Origin of the sequence: Shinella daejeonensis, from assembly GCF_024281235.1 — a bacterium.
GTDB lineage: Bacteria > Pseudomonadota > Alphaproteobacteria > Rhizobiales > Rhizobiaceae > Shinella > Shinella daejeonensis.
This window is the reverse complement of sequence record NZ_JAHWXY010000001.1, coordinates 67,613-84,395: the sequence shown is the minus strand read 5'-3', so window position 1 is coordinate 84,395 and position 16,783 is coordinate 67,613. Positions and strand designations below refer to the sequence as shown.

The following is a 16,783-nucleotide window of genomic DNA, read 5'->3' as shown; positions in this document are numbered from 1 at the left end:
GGCGCTGGCGGTTACTGGCCGCTCGGAACGCCGGAATTATTCTCAGTGGCTCCCCCGCCCGACGGCGCGGGCGCGGCGGTTCCGCCTTCGGTCGGGACGCCGTCGGTCGCAGGCGGCGGGGTGGCGGCATCGCTCTGCGGCTGGCTTTCTTCGGCGCCGCCGAGCGCGTCGAGAACGCCACCGGTGCCGGTCGTGCCGGGAATGCGGTCGAGAATGTCGGTCGGGCGCGATTCGTAGCGGGCGAGAATGCCCATGCCGAGCGCGAGCACGAAGAACAGCGCCGCCAGGATCGCCGTGGTGCGCGTGAGCGCATTGGCCGTGCCGCGCGCCGACATGAAGCCGGATCCGCCGCCAATGCCAAGGCCGCCGCCTTCAGACCGCTGGATCAGCACGACGCCGATCAGCACGACGACGACCATGAGATAGATGACGAGCAAGATGGTCTGCATGTTTTGATATCCCGGACCGAGAGGCCCAAATGAAAGATTTGCGGCTCACTTATACCATGACGGGCCGCATTCCAAGCCCTTGGCCGGCATTCCCCGCCTCAGGCCAGCAGCGTTTCGTAAGCCCGGTAGATGGCGAGGAAGTCCGCCGCTTTCAAGCTGGCCCCGCCGATCAGCGCGCCGTCGACGTTCTTCACGCCCATCAGTTCCTGCGCATTGCCGGGCTTGACCGAACCGCCGTAAAGGATGCGCATCTTCGCCCCCTCGTCCTTGAAACGCGCCTCCAGTTCCGCACGCATGAAGGCATGGGCAGCCTCTACATCCGCCGCCGTCGGCGTCACGCCGGTGCCGATCGCCCACACGGGCTCATAGGCGATGACGGTATTGGCGGCCGTCGCCCCGTCCGGTACGGAGCCCGCAAGCTGCGCTTTCAGGACATCGAGCGTCCGGCCGGCCTCGCGCTCCTGCCCCGTCTCGCCGATGCAGACGATGGCGACGAGATCGCTGGCATGGGCGATTTCCGCCTTGGCGCGCACGAGGGCGTCGCTTTCGCCGTGGTCGCTGCGCCGCTCGGAGTGCCCCACGATGACATGGGTTCCGAAGCAGTCGGCGATCATTTCCGCCGAGATATCGCCCGTATGGGCGCCCGACGCCTTTTCATGGCAATCCTGCGCGCCGATGCAAAGGGGGCTGTCGTCGCAAAGCGCGGTCGCGACGTAAAGCAGCGTGGCGGGCGGGCAGATCAGCGTTTCGACCTTGTCGGAAAGCGCGCCCTTCACACCTTCGGCCATCGCCTTGATCTGGTCGAGCGATGCGCGCGTGCCGTTCATTTTCCAGTTGCCGGCGACGAGCGGGGTTACGTCCGGTGTCATGTGGCCTCCCTTTCCTGCCATATCGTTGTGTTCCGGGGCGTAGCAAATCGCGTGGCTCCGCGAAAGAGCGCCGCGCCCTTTGGTGCGAATTGCCCGCTTTTCCTCTCAGCGGGCGAAAATCCAGTTGAGCGCCTCGCGCCAGTCGGTCATGCGGACGGGCGTGCCGTGGCCGCCGGTCTGGAACAGGACGAAACGCGTGGGGATCCCCGCCTTGCGCAGCTTGCGGAACAGGGCGATCTGGTCATTCGCCTGATAGACGCCGTCCATGTCCCCATGGGTGAAATAGACCGGCAGCTTCGCCCGGAAGGCCGGCGTCGAAAGGTACTCCGCATCGGCTGCGCCGCCCATCAGGATCATGCCCGAGAGATTGCCGACGGCCTCGGAGTCACGCGCCACGCGGGCGCAGATGAAACTGCCCATGGACGCACAGGCAAGCACCACGGGCGCGCCCGGCGAAGCGGCCTTCGCCTTGCCGATGAGGCCGGAGACCAGCGCCCTGCCCCGGTCGTCGAAGGATGGCACGCTCGGGGCATAATAGACGCCGCCGTTGCGCGCCGCGAGGTTCTTCAGACGATTGAAGTTGCCGCCGAACGTCCAGTCGTTGCCGCCCAGCCTGCGGTCTCCTCCACGCCCGTGGATGAAGATGACGGTGAAGGACGCGCCCTGCGCCTTTCCGGTCATCGTCACGTCCAGACGGCCGGCCGGCGTTTCCAGCGCCAGGTTCTGCTGGACCTTCCGGATGTCGGTCGAGACATAGGCGGATCTGACCCGGCGCTCCGGCGTCTGGTCGCGGCCGTTGATGTCGCGCATCTCCTGATAGTCGATCACCCGCAGGGCGCCGCCTTCGGCCGTTTCCACGACCTCGCCGTAGGAGAAGAGGTCGTCCTTCCACGGCTCAAGCGTCAGCGCGGCCGCGCCGTTTGCCGAAACGACGGTGAGCCATATGGCGCATGCCATCCGGAAGAGACAATGAATTGTGGACTTTGGCATAAACTGTCGATCCATTCAGGTGAAAACTCTTGCCATCCGCCTGCGGCAGACGCAATCCTCGCGAGACCGCAATGCGGCCCTCCCGAGACCACTATGCGGCGCAGCATCGCGAAATCGCGCGGAATCTGGCAAAGTCGCAAGTGATTCGCCCAACCGACACCCATCGCCCATCCAAAGGCCGCACCGGCCGCGACGCGAAAATGACGCACGGAACAAAATCTGAACAGCCCATGCAGGACGACAACGATCTCTTCGCCCAGTTTCCCTCCGAGCCCGCACGGCAGCCGGTGCCCGCGGCTGTGAAACCGCTACGGGAACCCGCATCCCGCGCCGCGCCGGCAAACGGCGGCGGCGGCGACGATTACGATGCCTCGGCAATCCGCGTTCTCGAAGGGCTCGAACCGGTGCGCATGCGTCCGGGCATGTATATCGGCGGCACGGACGAAAAGGCCCTGCACCATCTGTTTTCGGAAGTCATCGACAACGCGATGGACGAGGCCGTCGCTGGCCATGCCAATTTCATCGAGGTCAATCTCGACGCCGAGGGCTTTCTGTCCGTCACCGACAATGGTCGCGGCATTCCTGTGGAAAACCATCCGCAAATGCCCGGCAAGTCGACGCTGGAGGTGATTCTCACCGTGCTTCACGCCGGCGGCAAGTTCGACGGCAAGGCCTATGAGACCTCGGGCGGCCTGCACGGCGTCGGCGTCTCGGTGGTCAATGCGCTGTCCGATCGCCTCGAGGTGGAAGTCGCGCGAAACCGCAAGCTCTATCGCCAGTGCTTTTCCCGGGGCAAGCCGCTCGGGCCGCTGGAGGAACTGGGCGATGTCCACAACCGTCGCGGAACGAAGGTCCGGTTCCATCCCGATCCGCAGATCTTCGGCCCGCAGGTGCGCTTCGATCCGGGGCGGGTGTTCCGCATGGCCCGGTCCAAGGCCTATCTTTTCGGCGGCGTGGAGATCCGCTGGAGTTGCGATCCCGCCTTGTTGCCCGAAGGTTCCGACACGCCGGAAAAGGCGGTGTTCCACTTCCCCGGCGGCCTGAAGGACTATCTTCAGGCGACGCTCGGCAAGGATTATACCGTCACCCGGGAGATCTTCGCCGGCAAGAGCGAGAAGGCCGGCGGCCACGGATCGATCGAATGGGCGGTGACGTGGCATGGCGGCGATTCGCTCATCCATTCCTATTGCAACACCATCCCGACAGGCGACGGCGGCACCCATGAGGCGGGCCTGCGCATCGCGCTGACCAGGGGGCTCAAGAACTACGCCGAACTGACGCAGAACAAGCGCGCGTCGATGATCTCCACCGACGATGTGATGATTTCGGCCATCGGCATGCTTTCGGTCTTCATCCGCGAGCCGGAATTCGTCGGCCAGACGAAGGACAAGCTTGCGACCGCCGAGGCCCAGCGCCTTGTCGAGAATGCGCTGCGCGACCCGTTCGACCATTATCTCGCCGATAACCCCGCCGAGGCGGCAAAGCTGCTCGACTGGGTGATCGAGCGCGCGGAGGAACGCCTGCGCCGGCGCAAGGAAAAGGAAGTGAGCCGCAAGACGGCGGTCAGGAAGCTGCGCCTGCCGGGGAAACTCGCCGATTGCTCGCAGAGTTCAGCCGCCGGCGCGGAGCTTTTTATCGTCGAGGGCGATTCGGCCGGCGGTTCCGCCAAGCAGGCGCGAAACCGCGCCAATCAGGCTATTCTCCCACTGCGCGGGAAGATCCTCAACGTGGCGAGCGCGGGGCGGGAGAAGCTGGGCGCCAACCAGCAGATTTCCGATCTCGTGCAGGCGCTGGGCTGCGGCACCCGCTCGAAATACCGCGAGGAAGACCTGCGCTACGAGCGCGTCATCGTCATGACGGACGCCGACGTCGACGGAGCCCATATCGCCTCCCTGCTCATCACTTTCTTTTATCAGGAGATGCCGGAACTCATCCGCGGCGGGCATCTTTATCTCGCCGTACCGCCGCTCTACCGCCTCAGTCAGGGCGGAAAGACCCTTTATGCCCGTGACGACCAGCATCGCGAGGAACTGATGCGCAGCCAGTTCAACGGCCGCGGCAAGGTCGAGATCGGCCGCTTCAAGGGTCTTGGCGAGATGCTGCCCTCGCAGCTCAAGGAGACCACGATGGATCCGGCCAAACGCACGCTGCTGAAAGTGGAGATCGACGACATCGACTTCGAGGGCACGCGCACCGCCGTCGACGACCTGATGGGGACGAAGCCGGAAGCCCGCTTCCGCTTCATCCAGGAGCGCGCGGTCTTCGTCGAAAATCTGGATATCTGAGCGGACCACGCCTGACGGCCGCCGTCATTTGCGCAAGGAAAGGCCATGAAAGCCGCACTTATCGTCATGACGATCATGGGGTGCGATGACAGCGTCACCCAATGTCATTACATCGATACGACCGACAGAAGCTGGCAGACGGTGTCGCTCTGTGACGCCGATGCGGAAAGCTACATCAACCGTCATCAGAACAGCCCCTACCCGGTCATCGTCGCCGTCTGTGAAAGCATGGAGGACCGGGACGCCGGCTCGCTTGCGGAAGGCGAAGCCGATACCGCGGATACTCCGGGCACTGCGGTTGCGCAGGCGCCTGCCCCGCCCGATGCGAAAGCAAAACAAGGTCTGGCCGCGCGCACGCTCGATTTCGTCAAGGGTGCGCTTCCCGATGCGGCCGATGTCAAGGCGGTCTTTGTCAAGCCGGTCCATACGATCGAGGACGGCTATGCCTGGGTCGTTCGCCGGCTTACGGATTGAGGCTGCGCCGCGTCAGGCGGCCTCCCGGGTGACCAGCATGGCGTAGCTGCGCGCCGTGCGCCGCTGCTCGGCGAGCGCCAGCCGCTCGACCAGTTCCAGCAACGACTGACAGGCGGCGTCATCGCGCCCGCGGGCTTCCGCCAGAAGGCGTTCCGACACGGAGAAGGCCGCATCGTCTGCCGCAGTCCCGCGCCGCCGGATGAGTGTCGCCTGCGCGAAGAGCCCGGCGATCTCGCCGCCAAGGCCACAGGTCTCGTAAAGCGCGCGCAAGGCCGCCTCCCGGCCGTCCGACAGCAGCGCACGGACCCGGCGCTCCTGATGACCGGACAGGTTGACGATGGCGGTGGCGAAGAATTCGGCGCGACCGGTGCAAAGCGCGTGCATCAGGAAGACGGGCGTCAGGCGGCCATTGACGCGCAGATGCTCGACGAGCGCCGGCATGTCCGCCTCCGGCGCTTCGCCGGCCATGACGAGGGTGGCAACATCGCAGGCCTCGCGCATTACCCGTTCGACACGGCCGGAACCGATGGTGGCGCGAACCAGATCGAGACCGGCGAGCGCCTCGCCGACCTTCTCGATCAACAGTGAGCGGGCGTCGCCCGACAGATCGTCGCGGCCAAGAAGCAGGGCGCGAATCTCGCCGTGATCGGCGAATCGTTCCGCCAGCCGCGCCAGACTGCTGCGCGACAGGATGGCGCCGGGATTCTCCAGAAGAACCATCGTCTCCGCTTCCTCGCCGATTTCAGCCAGCGCCGCCGATACCGGCCGCGATACGAAGGCGCGATGGGCGATCAGCATGCGGGTGACCCCGTTGCCCTTGGCGGCGATATCCACGAGATCGCCATCCGCCAGAACCGGCGAACGCAGCAACACCCGCGCTGCGACCTCGGGCTGATCCTCGGCAAGCGGCAGGATGACGGCGCGCGGGGCATGGGGGCAATCGGCCAGTTCCTCCGCCAAGGCAAGCCGCACCTGATGCGCGGGATCGTCGAGCAGGAAAATCATGGCCATTTCCGCCGCATGCCGGTCGCCGGCCGCGATACGGTTGCGGGCGAACGCCCGCGCCAGTACGCTTGCAGCCTTGGCCCTGTCGGACGATCTTGCGGTTTCCACCCAGCGGAGAAAAGCGTGAACGATCAAGGAATGCCCCAATTCCTGAATGCTTTGTCGATGGGCGCAAGCCTAGCGGCAAAACGTTTAAGATTGGTTCACCATGTCCCTTAACCAAACCATCTTGCCTTGCGGGCGGACGGAGCGTTAGACCGGTGCCATGACCGCCCTGCCCCGCGCCCTGATCCATCACGCCACCCGACAGACCGCTCGCCCCGGCGCCTTGTTGGCCGCGGACACGATGGAAGATGTTGGCGCAGGTGCGTTCCTGGTCCAGGAAAGCGGACATGAGCGGCTTTCCGATCTGCGCCGGGCGGTTGCCGCCGGTTTTGCCGGGGTTGCGCTTTCCGGATGCCGGCAAGGCGAAGCCCTCCAGCGATTGGCCGTTCTTCTGGATGTCGCGGAAGCCGAGGAAGGGATGGCAGATGGCGCGCTGCGCATCCTCTGGCTGACGGACGGCATCCTGCCGGCTCCCGCCGATCTGGCAGCCGCTCTTGCGATTACCGTGCGCCGGCTGGCCGGACTGGTGTGGGATCATGGAGCGCTCGTCCGCACCCTCGGCGCGCGTCGTTGCGAGACGGAAGCAGGCAACTGGACGGCGCCTTTCGCAGCCGCCCGCGCCGCCGCGCTCCTTGCCGGACGGGCGGCGGGTCTTCCGGTCTACGATTCGGCCGAGCCGCACGAACCGGCCATTTTCGCAAGGATCTGCGAACGCTCGCGGGACGATGGCTTTTACGGCTGCCTTGCGGCGACGACAGAGCAGATCGCCGTCATCGAGCAGCTCTATGCTGTCCCCTGACCCTCACGGCGCTTTCGGCCGCATCATTTCAAAGACGTCGCCCGCCTCGCAGTAGTCCATATAGCCCATGCGGGCGAGCGGGCGGGCGATGGCCATGTCCAGCCGGCCGTCTCGAACGATGTCGTCGCGGATATGGACGCCGACGACCTGGCCGTAGACCACCCAGTTCTCCGTCTGCCGCCCATCGAGGTCCAGGGGGCGCATGATCTGCGTCGCCCGGCACTCGAGCGCTGCGAAAGCCTCCGCGACATAGGGCGCATCGACGAGACGGCCCGCAACCGGGGTCAGGCCGGCGATCGCGAACTCGTCCACCCCATGGGGAACGGCAACGGAACTGGCGTTCACCGCCGCCGCCAGATTGCCGCTTGCCAGCGAGCAGGTGAAGACACCCGTTTCCTCGATATTCGCCACGCTGTCCTTGCGGCCGCTGGACGAAAACATGACCAGCTTCGGCCGGTCCGAAACGGCGTTGAAGAACGAATAGGGCGCAAGGTTCAGCCGCCCGTCGGCGGCCCTCGAACCGATCCAGCCGATCGGACGTGGCGTCACGATGGCCTTGAAGGGATCATGCGCAAGGCCGTGCGCATTGGTCGCCGTTTCGTAGAAACGGCGCTCAGTCATTCTCGCCGACCCAGGTGACGACTTCGGCGAGATCCGGACGCGGCCTTTCGGTCGGCGGCACGGAGGGCATGCCGATATGGATGAAGCCGGCCACTTTCTCGCCTGCGTTCACGCCGAGGACGGGATAGGCGCTTTCGTCATAGGCGAACCATTCGGTGAGCCAGTTGGAGGCGAAACCGTGGGCGTTGGCCGCCATCAGCATGTTCAGGCAGACGGCACCCGCCGACATGAGCTGTTCCCACTCCGGAATCTTCGCATGCGGCGCGGCGCGGCTGACCACCGCGACGACGACCGGCGCGCGGGTCAGCCGGGTGTTTTCCACCTTGCGCATCTCGTCGGACATGTCCGGCTTTTTCGCAAGCGCGATCGTCGCCAGTTCCTCGCTGATGCGCCGCCGCTCGGCGCCGCGATAGACGATGAACCGCCATGGCGCGAGCTTGCCGTGGTCGGGCACGCGCGAGGCGAGCTTCAGCATCGATTCGACCTGCGCCGCCGACGGGCCGGGCTCGCTCATCTGGAATGCCGGGATCGAACGGCGCGTCGAAAGGTAATCGATCAACTTGATTTCAGTTTGCATTGCAAAGGAGTTCCAATAACGTGCCGCGATGCGGCCATGAAAAACACGCCGTGATGCGGTCATGAAAATGCCACTAGCCGGGTCTTCAAGTGGAGCCTCACAGTCAGGAAGTCAACCTTCGCCATGCGCTTGCCGATCAACCCCGTCGCCGTCCTCGGCGTGGTCACATTTTTCGTTGTTTCCCCGGTGCTTCCCGTGTGGGCGCAGGATACGCTGGACAGCTTCTCGCAGATCACCACACCTCTCAAGGGCGGCAAGATCACCTCCTTCAACCCGCTCGTGACGGGAAAGGCCGCGCCCTCGGAAGATCTGCACGAGGTGGTTTGCGAGGCGCTGCTCGTCAAGGACGGCGAGCCGATGCGGCACGGCCTGACCTGGCGCGTCTTCTCTCCTATTCCCGCCGCTGACGGAAAACTCCCGCTGCTTGCCAGTTCCGAAGGCGGATCGGCGGCCTTCCAGCTCGTACCGGGCGAATATTTCGTCAATGTCGCCTTCGGCCGGGCCGGCGCGACGAAGAAGCTGATCGTCCCGGCAAGCGGTGCGGTCGACAAGCAGGTGATGATCCTCGACGCCGGCGGCATCATGCTCAATGCCGTTTCCGGCGCGGATGTGCGCATCCCGCCGCAGGAACTGAGCTTCTCGATCTATTCCGCCGAAGTGCGCGAGGACGGCGAACGCAATCTCGTGCTCGCCGACGTGAAGGCCAATACCGTGGTGCGCCTCAATGCCGGCACCTATCATGTGGTCTCCGACTACGGCACGGTCAATGCCGCCATTCGAGCGGACATCCAGGTAGAGGCGGGCAAGCTCACGAGCGCGATCATCCAGCATCGCGCCGCCAAGCTGACACTCAAGCTGGTCTCCGAACCCGGCGGCGAAGCGCTCGCCGATACGGCCTGGTCGATCCTGACGTCTTCCGGCGATACGGTGAGCGAAAGCGTCGGGGCCTTCCCCACGCTGGTTCTTGCCGAAGGCAGCTACATCGCCATCGCCCGCAACAAGGAAAAGATCTATCAGCGCGATTTCACCGTGAAGGCCGGCGTCAACACGGATGTCGAAGTGCTTCTGAACGAGGATGCGAGCGATCAGAAAAGCGACCAGTCCGCCATCCTCGACGGATTGTAACCGTCGGTATAAGCAAAACGAGAAAAAGCCGGCGGTTGGAAATCTCCGCCGGCTTTTTCGTAATCGTTGCGCGGAGCGCCCCGCGATCATCCCTTCGGATGCATGCAGGACGCGTCCACTCCGGTCCCGGCCGGCTTACTGCTGGCCCTTGGCGGCCTTCTGGGCCTCTTCCAGCTTCTTGCGGGCTTCTTCCGCCTTCTTCTGCATTTCTTCCTGCAACAGGCGCTGGCGCTCTTCGAGCTGCGACTGCTCGACCGGGTCGCCGTCGAATGCACCCGTGAAGCCCTCAAGCGAGATCTTGATCGGGTTCGGCGCGCGCTGGAAGTTGATGGAGGTGAAGACGACTTCGTTGCCCTTTTTCAGGCTGGCGATCATCTGGTCGGTGAGCGGCACCTCGGCGACGCATTTGTCCGGCATGCAGATGGCGTAATCGATCTTCTGCGCCTTGCCGCCGTCGATCTGCATCTGGACACCCGGAGGCACGAGGCGCGCGCTCGGAACGGAAACCTGCATCAGCTTGCGATTCGTCTTCCCGCTGACCGTGATCAGGCCGACGGCGGTCAGAAGCTGGCCGCTGTTGGCGGTCAGGAGATTCTGCACGATGCAGACATCGTTGTCCTCCTGCTTCGTGCACACCTTGAACCAGCCCTTGGGAGCGGCCGCCTGCTGGGCGAGCGCGGCCGAGGGCATCGCGGCAGCGGCGACAGACAATGCGAACGCGGAAAGCGCGGTTCGCCGGAGAAAATGGGAAGTGAAGATCATATTGTTTCTGTCTCCTGAAGTCCGGTGCCGAAGCGACGGTTTTCGCTCTCTTGCGATTGGGTCAGTCGAGCGCTCTGGTGTCGGCGAAATGAGGCATTTGCATGACCCGGTTCCGGGTTTTCTGTTACAATGGGCTGCATCGGATATCCAGCTTTTCTTGCGTTTTTCATGGCGCTGCCTCAAATCCGGCGCAGGTCGTGCCGATATGGCGCCTGCGGCGTTATAATGCGGCCGGGAATCAGCGGCGTTCAACAGGAGACAATCTTGCACCGACTACTCACGGCCGTCCTGTCGGGCGTCTTCGCCCTGGCGGCGTCGGCGGCGCTTGCCGCGCCGCTGCACGGCATCGCCATGCACGGCGAACCGGCCCTGCCTGCGGATTACGCACATTTCTCCTACGTCAATCCGGATGTGAAGAAGGGTGGCCATATCGCCTATGGAGTGGTCGGCACCTTCGACAATCTCAATCCCTTCATCCTGAAAAGCATGCGCACGACGGCGCGCGGCATGTGGGACCCGGAATTCGGCAATCTCGTCTACGAATCGCTGATGCAGCGTTCGCGCGACGAGGCCTTCACCATGTACGGCCTTATCGCCAAAACGGTGGAGTGGGACGACGACCGGACCTTCATCCAGTTCAATCTCAATCCCGAAGCGAAATGGGCGGACGGCGAGCCGGTCACGCCGGAAGATGTCATCTTCACCTTCGAGCTTCTGCGCGACAAGGCCCGCGCGCCGTTCAATCGCCGGCTTGAGGGCGTGAAGGCGATGGAGAAGCGCGGCGAACACAGCGTTCGCTTCACCTTCAACGAGAAGGCAGACCGGGAAACCCCTCTTCTCATTGCGCTTTCGCCGGTACTGCCGAAGCACGCGACCGACGTGGACGGTTTCGACAGGACAACACTCGCCTTGCCCCTCGGCTCCGGCCCCTATCGCGTGAAGGAGGTGAAGCCGGGCGAGAAGATCGTCTACGCCCGCAACCCCGACTATTGGGCCAGGGACCTGCCCTCCAAGGTCGGGTTCGACAATTACGACGAGATTTCCATCGAATATTTCCTTCAGGAGAATACGCTCTTCGAAGCCTTCAAGAAGGGCGTGATCGACATATACCAGGAAGGAAATCCCACGAAATGGGCGCGCGGCTATGATTTCCCCGCCGTCAGGAACGGCATGGTCGTCCGCGACGCGTTCCAGCCCAAGACACCGTCCGGCATGCTGGGTTTCGTCTTCAACACGCGGCGGGAGACGTTCACCGACGTCGAGCTGCGCAAGGCACTGACGCTCGCCTTCGATTTCCAGTGGGTGAACCGCAGCCTGTTCGAAAACGCCTACAGGCGCACCGAGAGCTACTGGCAAAACTCCGACCTGTCCTCCATGGGCGTGGCCGCCGACGCGCGGGAACGCACGATCGCCGGCCCTGCCCTTTCCCGTATCGATCCGGACATCCTGGCGGGAACGCACCGGCTGCCCGTCACCGACGGCTCGGGTCGTGACCGCAAGGTGCTGCGCCTGGCGATGGATCATTTCGAGAAGGCCGGCTACACGATCCGCAACGGGCGGATGGTCTCACGGGACGGCCAGCCGCTCGCCTTCGAGATCATGACGCAGAACACCGACCAGGAGAAACTGGCGCTCGCCTATCAGCGCTTCCTGGCGGCTCTCGGCGTGGACGTATCCGTGCGCACGGTCGACGATTCGCAGTATCAGCGGCGCAGCCAGACGTTCGACTACGACGTCATCATCAAGGCCTTCCCCTCGTCGCTTTCGCCGGGCATCGACCAGATCAGCTACTGGGGATCGATCTCGCGCGAGCGGCCGGGCAGCTCGAATTTCGCCGGTGTCGCCGATCCGGACATCGACCGCATCCTGCAGGCGATCCTGACGGCGCGTAGCGAAGAAGACTTCCGCTCCGCGGTCCGGCTGCACGACAGGATGCTGCTTTCCGGCTATTATGTCGTGCCTCTCTATCATCTCGGCGAGCAATGGGTCGCCCGGTCGAAGCATATCGGAAGACCACAAGCCACGTCGCTCTACGGCTATCAGCTGCCGGCCTGGTGGGACGAGAACGCCCAGTAATCCGGTCTGGCGGCGCCTCGTGGAACGATGTCCGCCGGTTGAACGGCAAAGCCATCGCTCCTATCTCGAAGGGGCGATGCCATGTGCGGCATGCGAAAGGAACTTCGGATGGAAACCATCACCGTCGATATCGTCTCCGATGTGGTATGCCCCTGGTGCTATCTCGGCCGGAAGCGGCTGGAAAAGGCGATCGAGGCGGTGGCCGGCGACCTTCACGTCACGGTGGCGTTTCGGCCCTATCAGCTCAATCCGGACACGCCGCCCGAAGGCGTCGACCACAAGACGCATCTCGCTGAAAAGCTCGGCGGCCCGGAAGCCGTGCAGCGCGCCCATGAAAAGCTTGCCGACCTCGGGCGGGAGGACGGCATCCGCTTCGATTTTGCGGCGGTGAAATTAAGCCCCAACACGCTCGACGCCCATCGGCTGCTACGCTGGGCGATGATCGAAGGCCCCGAGATCCAGGATCGCGTGGGGCTTGCTCTCTTCCGTGCCTATTTCGAGGAAGGCCGCGATGTCGGCGACCGGGCGGTATTGCTTGATATCGCCGAAAAAAGCGGCATGGACAGGGCCGTCGTCTGCGCTCTGTTTTCAGCCGGCGCGGACGTCGATTCCGTTCAGGACGAAATCGGCCTGGCGCGTGAAATGGGCGTCACCGGCGTCCCCTGCTTCATCATCGACAACAAATATGCCGTGATGGGTGCGCAGACCCCGGACGTCCTTGCCAATGCCTTCCGCGAAATCGCAGCGCTCAAGGCGCAGGAACGCGCCGGCGCAAGCTGATCGGCCTTGTTGAGGCCCGCCTGAACCGGCGGCGCCGGCTCAGGCCTCCTGTTTCGCCAGTCCCGCAAGTTGTGTCATCACCTGCGCTGCCCCGGTCAGACGCTTTTCCGGGGTCGGATAGTCGCGTGCGAGGAAGAGGCTCTGATCCGGCCGGATCTTCGCAAGGGTGCCCTGTCTTGCGATATGGCCGACGAGGGCGGCCGGGTTCGGAAACTCCTTGTTGCGGAACTGCACGACCACGCCCTTCGGCCCGGCATCGAGCTTCTCGACATTGGCCACACGGCAAAGCGATTTGATATAGACGATCTTCAGAAGGTGCTGAACCTCCAGCGGCAAGGGACCGAAACGGTCGATCAGTTCCGCGCCGAAGGCGTCGATGTCGGCAAGGTCGGTGATTTCGCCGAGGCGGCGGTAAAGACCGAGACGCAGGTGCAGATCCGGCACGTAGTCGTCGGGGATCATGACCGGCGTGCCGACCGAAATCTGCGGCGACCAGCCCGTATCGAGGACCTCCTCGTCGCCCTTGATCTCGGCGACCGCCTCCTCCAGCATCTGCTGATAGAGTTCGAAACCGACCTCCTTGATATGGCCGGACTGTTCCTCGCCGAGCAGATTGCCCGCACCGCGGATATCGAGATCGTGGCTGGCGAGCTGGAAGCCGGCGCCGAGCGTATCGAGCGATTGCAGCACCTTCAGCCGCCGCTCCGCCGTGCCGGTCAGCTTGCGGTTCACCGGAAGCGTCATCAGTGCGAAGGCGCGCACCTTCGAGCGGCCGACACGGCCGCGCAGCTGATAAAGCTGCGCCAGCCCGAACATGTCGGCGCGATGCACGATCATCGTGTTGGCTGTGGGAACGTCGAGGCCCGATTCGACAATGGTCGTCGACAACAATACGTCGTAGCGGCCATCGTAGAAGGCGTTCATGATGTCTTCAAGCTCGGTCGCCGGCATCTGGCCGTGTGCGACGGCGACTTTCAGTTCCGGCACGTCCTGTTGCAGGAAGTCGTGGATCTCCGCCAGATCGCTGATACGCGGGCAGACATAGAAACTCTGGCCGCCGCGATAATGCTCGCGCATCAGCGTCTCGCGGATGACCAGCGGATCGAAGGGCGAAATGAAGGTGCGCACCGCCATGCGGTCGACCGGCGGCGTGGTGATCAGCGACAGCTCCCGCACGCCCGTCATGGCAAGCTGGAGCGTCCGCGGGATCGGCGTCGCCGAAAGTGTGAGGACATGGACGTCGCTCTTCAGCTCCTTCAGCCGCTCCTTGTGCTTGACGCCGAAATGCTGCTCCTCGTCGATGACGAGCAGGCCGAGATTGGCAAATCTGGTCGAACTTGCCAGCAATGCATGCGTGCCGACGACGATATCGGTCTTGCCGTCGGCCAGCTCCTTCTTGACGAGCGCCAGCTCCTTCGATCCAACGAGGCGCGAGGCCTGCTGCACGCGGATCGGCAAGCCGCGAAAACGGTCGGAGAAGGTCTTGAAGTGCTGTCGGGCAAGCAGTGTCGTCGGCACCACGACGGCCACCTGCACGCCGTTCATCGCCGCGATGAAGGCCGCGCGCAGCGCCACTTCCGTCTTGCCGAAACCAACGTCGCCGCAGACGAGCCGATCCATCGGCCGGCCGGCGACGAGATCGTCGCGCACCGCATCGATGGCGCCCGCCTGATCATCCGTTTCCTCATAGGGAAAGCGCGCGGCGAATTCGTCGTAGACGCCGTCCGTCGCCGTCAGCACCGGCGCATGGCGAACGAGCCGCGCCGCGGCGACCTGAATGAGACCATTGGCCATTTCAAGCAGGCGCTTCTTGAGCCTGGCCTTGCGCGCCTGCCAGGCGACACCGCCCAGCTTGTCGAGAACCGCATCCGTTCCCTCGCCGCCGTAGCGCGAAAGCAGGTCGATGTTTTCCACCGGCAGGAACAGCTTCGCGTCGTCCGCGTAGCGCAATTCGAGGCAGGCATGGGGCGCGCCCGCAGCCTCGATGGTGCGAAGGCCGACGAAGCGGCCGATGCCGTGCTCGGCATGGACGACGATGGACCCCTCGTCGAGGCCGGCAACCTCGGTGATGAAATCGGCGCCGCGCTTGCGGCGTTTGGAACGCCGCACCATGCGGTCGCCGAGAATATCCTGCTCGCCGATGACGACGATATCGCCGGTCTCGAAGCCGCTTTCGAGGCTGAGAACGGCCGATGCCGCCTCGCCCGGCTTCAGCCTGCCGAGATCGGAGAGCTTTTCCACCGGCACGACATTGCCGAGCCCGTGTTCCGCCAGCACCTGTAGCAGACGATCGAGCGAACCTTCCGACCAGCCCGTCACCAGCACCTTGTCGCCGTCGGCCCGGCGCGCGGCGATATGTTTCACCGCCTGCTCGAAGACATTGACGCGCGCCGTCTCCGCATCGTCGCCGCCGACGGGCCGCGCCCAGCGCACGCCCGGCCGCGCCTCCACGGTCACCACATGGCGCGCTTCGCCCTCATGCTCGTTGAACGGAGACAGCCGGATGGCGTTGCGCTCATCGAGGTCGCGCGCAAAGCGATCCGCCTCCAGATAGAACTGGCCGGGCGGCACCGGCTTGTAGGGCGTGGCCTGCGCCACCTGTCCCTTGCCGGGCGTGGCCGAGGCGAGGCGCGCATCGTAATAGTCGCGCACCAGCCGCGAGCGTTCGACCGCCGCCTCGCGCACGGTGTGATCGGTGACGATCCGAAATCCCGCCAGATAGTCGAAGATCGTTTCCAGCCCGTCGTAGAACAGCGGCAGCCAATGCTCCATCCCGGCGAAACGACGGCCTTCGGAAACCGCCTGGTAAAGCGCGTCGTCCCGGGTCGCGGCGCCGAAGAGCGCGAGATATTGCGTGCGGAAGCGGGAAATGGTTTCCGGCGTCAGCGTCACCTCGCTCATCGGGTTGAGATCGAGAGAACGGGCCTGACCCGTCGTGCGCTGGCTTGCCGGATCGAAGGAGCGGATCGATTCCAGCGTATCGCCGAAGAAATCGAGGCGCAGCGGCTCGCCGCTGCCCGGCACGAAGACATCGAGGATGCCGCCGCGGACGGCGTATTCGCCGACCTCCCGGACGGTCGCCACGCGCTCGAAACCGTTGCGCTCCAGCCGCCCGGCGATATCGTCCATTCGGATCTGGTTGCCGGGGCGGGCGGAAAAGGCGAGGCTCTCGATGACGGTGCGCGGCGCGGTCTTCTGCAACAGCGCGTTGACGGTGACGAGAACGATGGCGGGATGCGGCTTTTTCGCGTGCGCGATCAGCGCCGAAAGCGCCGACAGCCGGCGCGCGGAAACTTCGGCGCTCGGGGAAACGCGGTCATAGGGAAGACAATCCCAGCCCGGCAGCGTCAAGACCGGAACATCCGGGGCGACGAAGCCCAGCATCTGCTCCAGATCGGCGATGCGCTGCCCGTCGGATAGGACATAGGCGACCGGCCCCGTGGCGCGCACGAGATCGGCGAGGATCAGCGGTTCGAGCCCGGAAGGAACCCCGCCGATAGTCAGCGGCTGGCCGGCGGCGGCGACGCGCTCGGGAAAGAAGCCGGCGATCATGGGTCTGTTCCGGTGCGTTCGACGAAGAGCGGCGAGAAATCGGGCCTGTAGGCGGCAATCCGCGGGAACAGGCCGGTCCGATATCGTTCCGGTGGCGGCGCTTCTCCCGTCACCCATTTCACGAGATCGGCGTCTTCTTTCGCCATGATCTCCTCCAGTTCGTCGAGTTCGGCCTCGTCGAGCGTCGCGATCTCCGCATCGGCAAAGGCACCGAGAACCAGATCCATTTCGCGGATGCCCCGATGCCAGCAGCGAAACAGGATGCGCTTGCGGCGCGGATCGATCCCCGCACTCGAGCGTGTCGTTCCCGTCAT

General features: G+C 64.4%; 15 protein-coding genes. 6 read left to right on the top strand and 9 right to left on the bottom strand.

Features of this window, described 5'->3' with window-relative positions; translation table 11 throughout:
* Positions 1–11: 11 nt before the first annotated feature.
* The 3 genes from secG to KYK29_RS00395 all read right to left on the bottom strand — a co-directional run bounded on the left by secG (position 12) and on the right by KYK29_RS00395 (position 2,308).
* Positions 12–449: a preprotein translocase subunit SecG gene (secG, locus tag KYK29_RS00405; RefSeq protein WP_254688881.1), complete on the bottom strand. Its 438-nt coding sequence runs from the start codon at positions 447–449 to the stop codon at positions 12–14.
* Positions 450–547: 98 nt separating this feature from the next.
* Positions 548–1,318 carry a triose-phosphate isomerase gene (gene tpiA, locus KYK29_RS00400; protein WP_254688880.1) on the bottom strand — a complete coding sequence of 257 codons (771 nt, stop codon included), beginning with the start codon at positions 1,316–1,318 and terminating at the stop codon, positions 548–550.
* Positions 1,319–1,423: 105 nt separating this feature from the next.
* On the bottom strand, positions 1,424–2,308 hold the full coding sequence (locus tag KYK29_RS00395) for an alpha/beta fold hydrolase (protein ID WP_437437202.1): 885 nt from the start codon (positions 2,306–2,308) through the stop codon (positions 1,424–1,426).
* 230 nt (positions 2,309–2,538) lie between these two features.
* Between KYK29_RS00395 and parE the strand changes: the two genes are divergently transcribed.
* Together parE and KYK29_RS00385 are read left to right on the top strand one after the other, a co-directional pair.
* Positions 2,539–4,593, top strand: coding sequence for a DNA topoisomerase IV subunit B (gene parE / locus KYK29_RS00390; protein ID WP_254688878.1), 2,055 nt, complete (start codon positions 2,539–2,541; stop codon positions 4,591–4,593).
* A gap of 45 nt (positions 4,594–4,638) precedes the next feature.
* The gene (locus tag KYK29_RS00385; protein ID WP_254688877.1) at positions 4,639–5,067 is read left to right on the top strand and encodes a hypothetical protein; all 429 of its coding nucleotides are present in this window, start codon (positions 4,639–4,641) and stop codon (positions 5,065–5,067) included.
* 12 nt (positions 5,068–5,079) lie between these two features.
* Here the strand turns inward: KYK29_RS00385 and KYK29_RS00380 are convergent, their stop codons facing one another.
* Entirely contained in the window at positions 5,080–6,207 is a 1,128-nt protein-coding gene (locus tag KYK29_RS00380; protein ID WP_254688876.1) for a DUF2336 domain-containing protein, read from the bottom strand.
* Positions 6,208–6,337: 130 nt separating this feature from the next.
* On the opposite strand from KYK29_RS00380, the gene KYK29_RS00375 reads away from it, so the two are divergent.
* Entirely contained in the window at positions 6,338–6,976 is a 639-nt protein-coding gene (locus KYK29_RS00375) for a hypothetical protein (protein ID WP_254688875.1), read from the top strand.
* Positions 6,977–6,979: 3 nt separating this feature from the next.
* On the opposite strand, the gene KYK29_RS00370 is transcribed toward KYK29_RS00375, so the two are convergent.
* On the bottom strand, positions 6,980–7,597 hold the full coding sequence (locus KYK29_RS00370) for a flavin reductase family protein (RefSeq protein WP_254688874.1): 618 nt from the start codon (positions 7,595–7,597) through the stop codon (positions 6,980–6,982).
* On the bottom strand, positions 7,590–8,174 hold the full coding sequence (locus tag KYK29_RS00365; protein ID WP_254688873.1) for a nitroreductase family protein: 585 nt from the start codon (positions 8,172–8,174) through the stop codon (positions 7,590–7,592). Before KYK29_RS00365 ends, KYK29_RS00370 begins: the two co-directional genes overlap by 8 nt.
* Positions 8,175–8,297: 123 nt before the next feature.
* On the opposite strand from KYK29_RS00365, the gene KYK29_RS00360 reads away from it, so the two are divergent.
* Positions 8,298–9,299: an RgsD C-terminal domain-containing protein gene (locus KYK29_RS00360; RefSeq protein WP_254688872.1), complete on the top strand. Its 1,002-nt coding sequence runs from the start codon at positions 8,298–8,300 to the stop codon at positions 9,297–9,299.
* 135 nt (positions 9,300–9,434) lie between these two features.
* Here KYK29_RS00360 and KYK29_RS00355 read toward each other — a convergent pair whose 3' ends face one another.
* Positions 9,435–10,061, bottom strand: a complete 627-nt coding sequence (locus KYK29_RS00355) for an invasion associated locus B family protein (protein ID WP_254688871.1) — start codon at positions 10,059–10,061, stop codon at positions 9,435–9,437.
* Between the two features lie 264 nt (positions 10,062–10,325).
* On the opposite strand from KYK29_RS00355, the gene KYK29_RS00350 reads away from it, so the two are divergent.
* Positions 10,326–12,137, top strand: a complete 1,812-nt coding sequence (locus tag KYK29_RS00350) for an extracellular solute-binding protein (RefSeq protein ID WP_254688870.1) — start codon at positions 10,326–10,328, stop codon at positions 12,135–12,137.
* A 108-nt stretch (positions 12,138–12,245) separates the two neighbouring features.
* Positions 12,246–12,917 (top strand): DsbA family oxidoreductase, encoded by a 672-nt coding sequence (locus KYK29_RS00345; RefSeq protein ID WP_254688869.1) that lies wholly within the window; start codon positions 12,246–12,248, stop codon positions 12,915–12,917.
* Between the two features lie 39 nt (positions 12,918–12,956).
* Here KYK29_RS00345 and mfd read toward each other — a convergent pair whose 3' ends face one another.
* Positions 12,957–16,469: a transcription-repair coupling factor gene (gene mfd, locus KYK29_RS00340; RefSeq protein ID WP_254688868.1), complete on the bottom strand. Its 3,513-nt coding sequence runs from the start codon at positions 16,467–16,469 to the stop codon at positions 12,957–12,959.
* Positions 16,466–16,783 carry an FAD assembly factor SdhE gene (locus tag KYK29_RS00335; RefSeq protein WP_254688867.1) on the bottom strand — a complete coding sequence of 106 codons (318 nt, stop codon included), beginning with the start codon at positions 16,781–16,783 and terminating at the stop codon, positions 16,466–16,468. Before KYK29_RS00335 ends, mfd begins: the two co-directional genes overlap by 4 nt.

Coding starts and splice junctions, on each gene's coding strand:
- KYK29_RS00365 (WP_254688873.1), bottom strand. CDS start 8,174: ATGCAAACTGAAATCAAGTTGATCGATTACCTTTCGACGCGCCGTTCG.
- KYK29_RS00395 (WP_437437202.1), bottom strand. CDS start 2,308: ATGCCAAAGTCCACAATTCATTGTCTCTTCCGGATGGCATGCGCCATA.
- KYK29_RS00360 (WP_254688872.1), top strand. CDS start 8,298: ATGCGCTTGCCGATCAACCCCGTCGCCGTCCTCGGCGTGGTCACATTT.
- secG (WP_254688881.1), bottom strand. CDS start 449: ATGCAGACCATCTTGCTCGTCATCTATCTCATGGTCGTCGTCGTGCTG.
- KYK29_RS00335 (WP_254688867.1), bottom strand. CDS start 16,783: ATGACGGGAACGACACGCTCGAGTGCGGGGATCGATCCGCGCCGCAAG.
- KYK29_RS00355 (WP_254688871.1), bottom strand. CDS start 10,061: ATGATCTTCACTTCCCATTTTCTCCGGCGAACCGCGCTTTCCGCGTTC.
- KYK29_RS00375 (WP_254688875.1), top strand. CDS start 6,338: ATGACCGCCCTGCCCCGCGCCCTGATCCATCACGCCACCCGACAGACC.
- parE (WP_254688878.1), top strand. CDS start 2,539: ATGCAGGACGACAACGATCTCTTCGCCCAGTTTCCCTCCGAGCCCGCA.
- mfd (WP_254688868.1), bottom strand. CDS start 16,469: ATGATCGCCGGCTTCTTTCCCGAGCGCGTCGCCGCCGCCGGCCAGCCG.
- KYK29_RS00385 (WP_254688877.1), top strand. CDS start 4,639: ATGAAAGCCGCACTTATCGTCATGACGATCATGGGGTGCGATGACAGC.
- KYK29_RS00370 (WP_254688874.1), bottom strand. CDS start 7,597: ATGACTGAGCGCCGTTTCTACGAAACGGCGACCAATGCGCACGGCCTT.
- KYK29_RS00345 (WP_254688869.1), top strand. CDS start 12,246: ATGGAAACCATCACCGTCGATATCGTCTCCGATGTGGTATGCCCCTGG.
- tpiA (WP_254688880.1), bottom strand. CDS start 1,318: ATGACACCGGACGTAACCCCGCTCGTCGCCGGCAACTGGAAAATGAAC.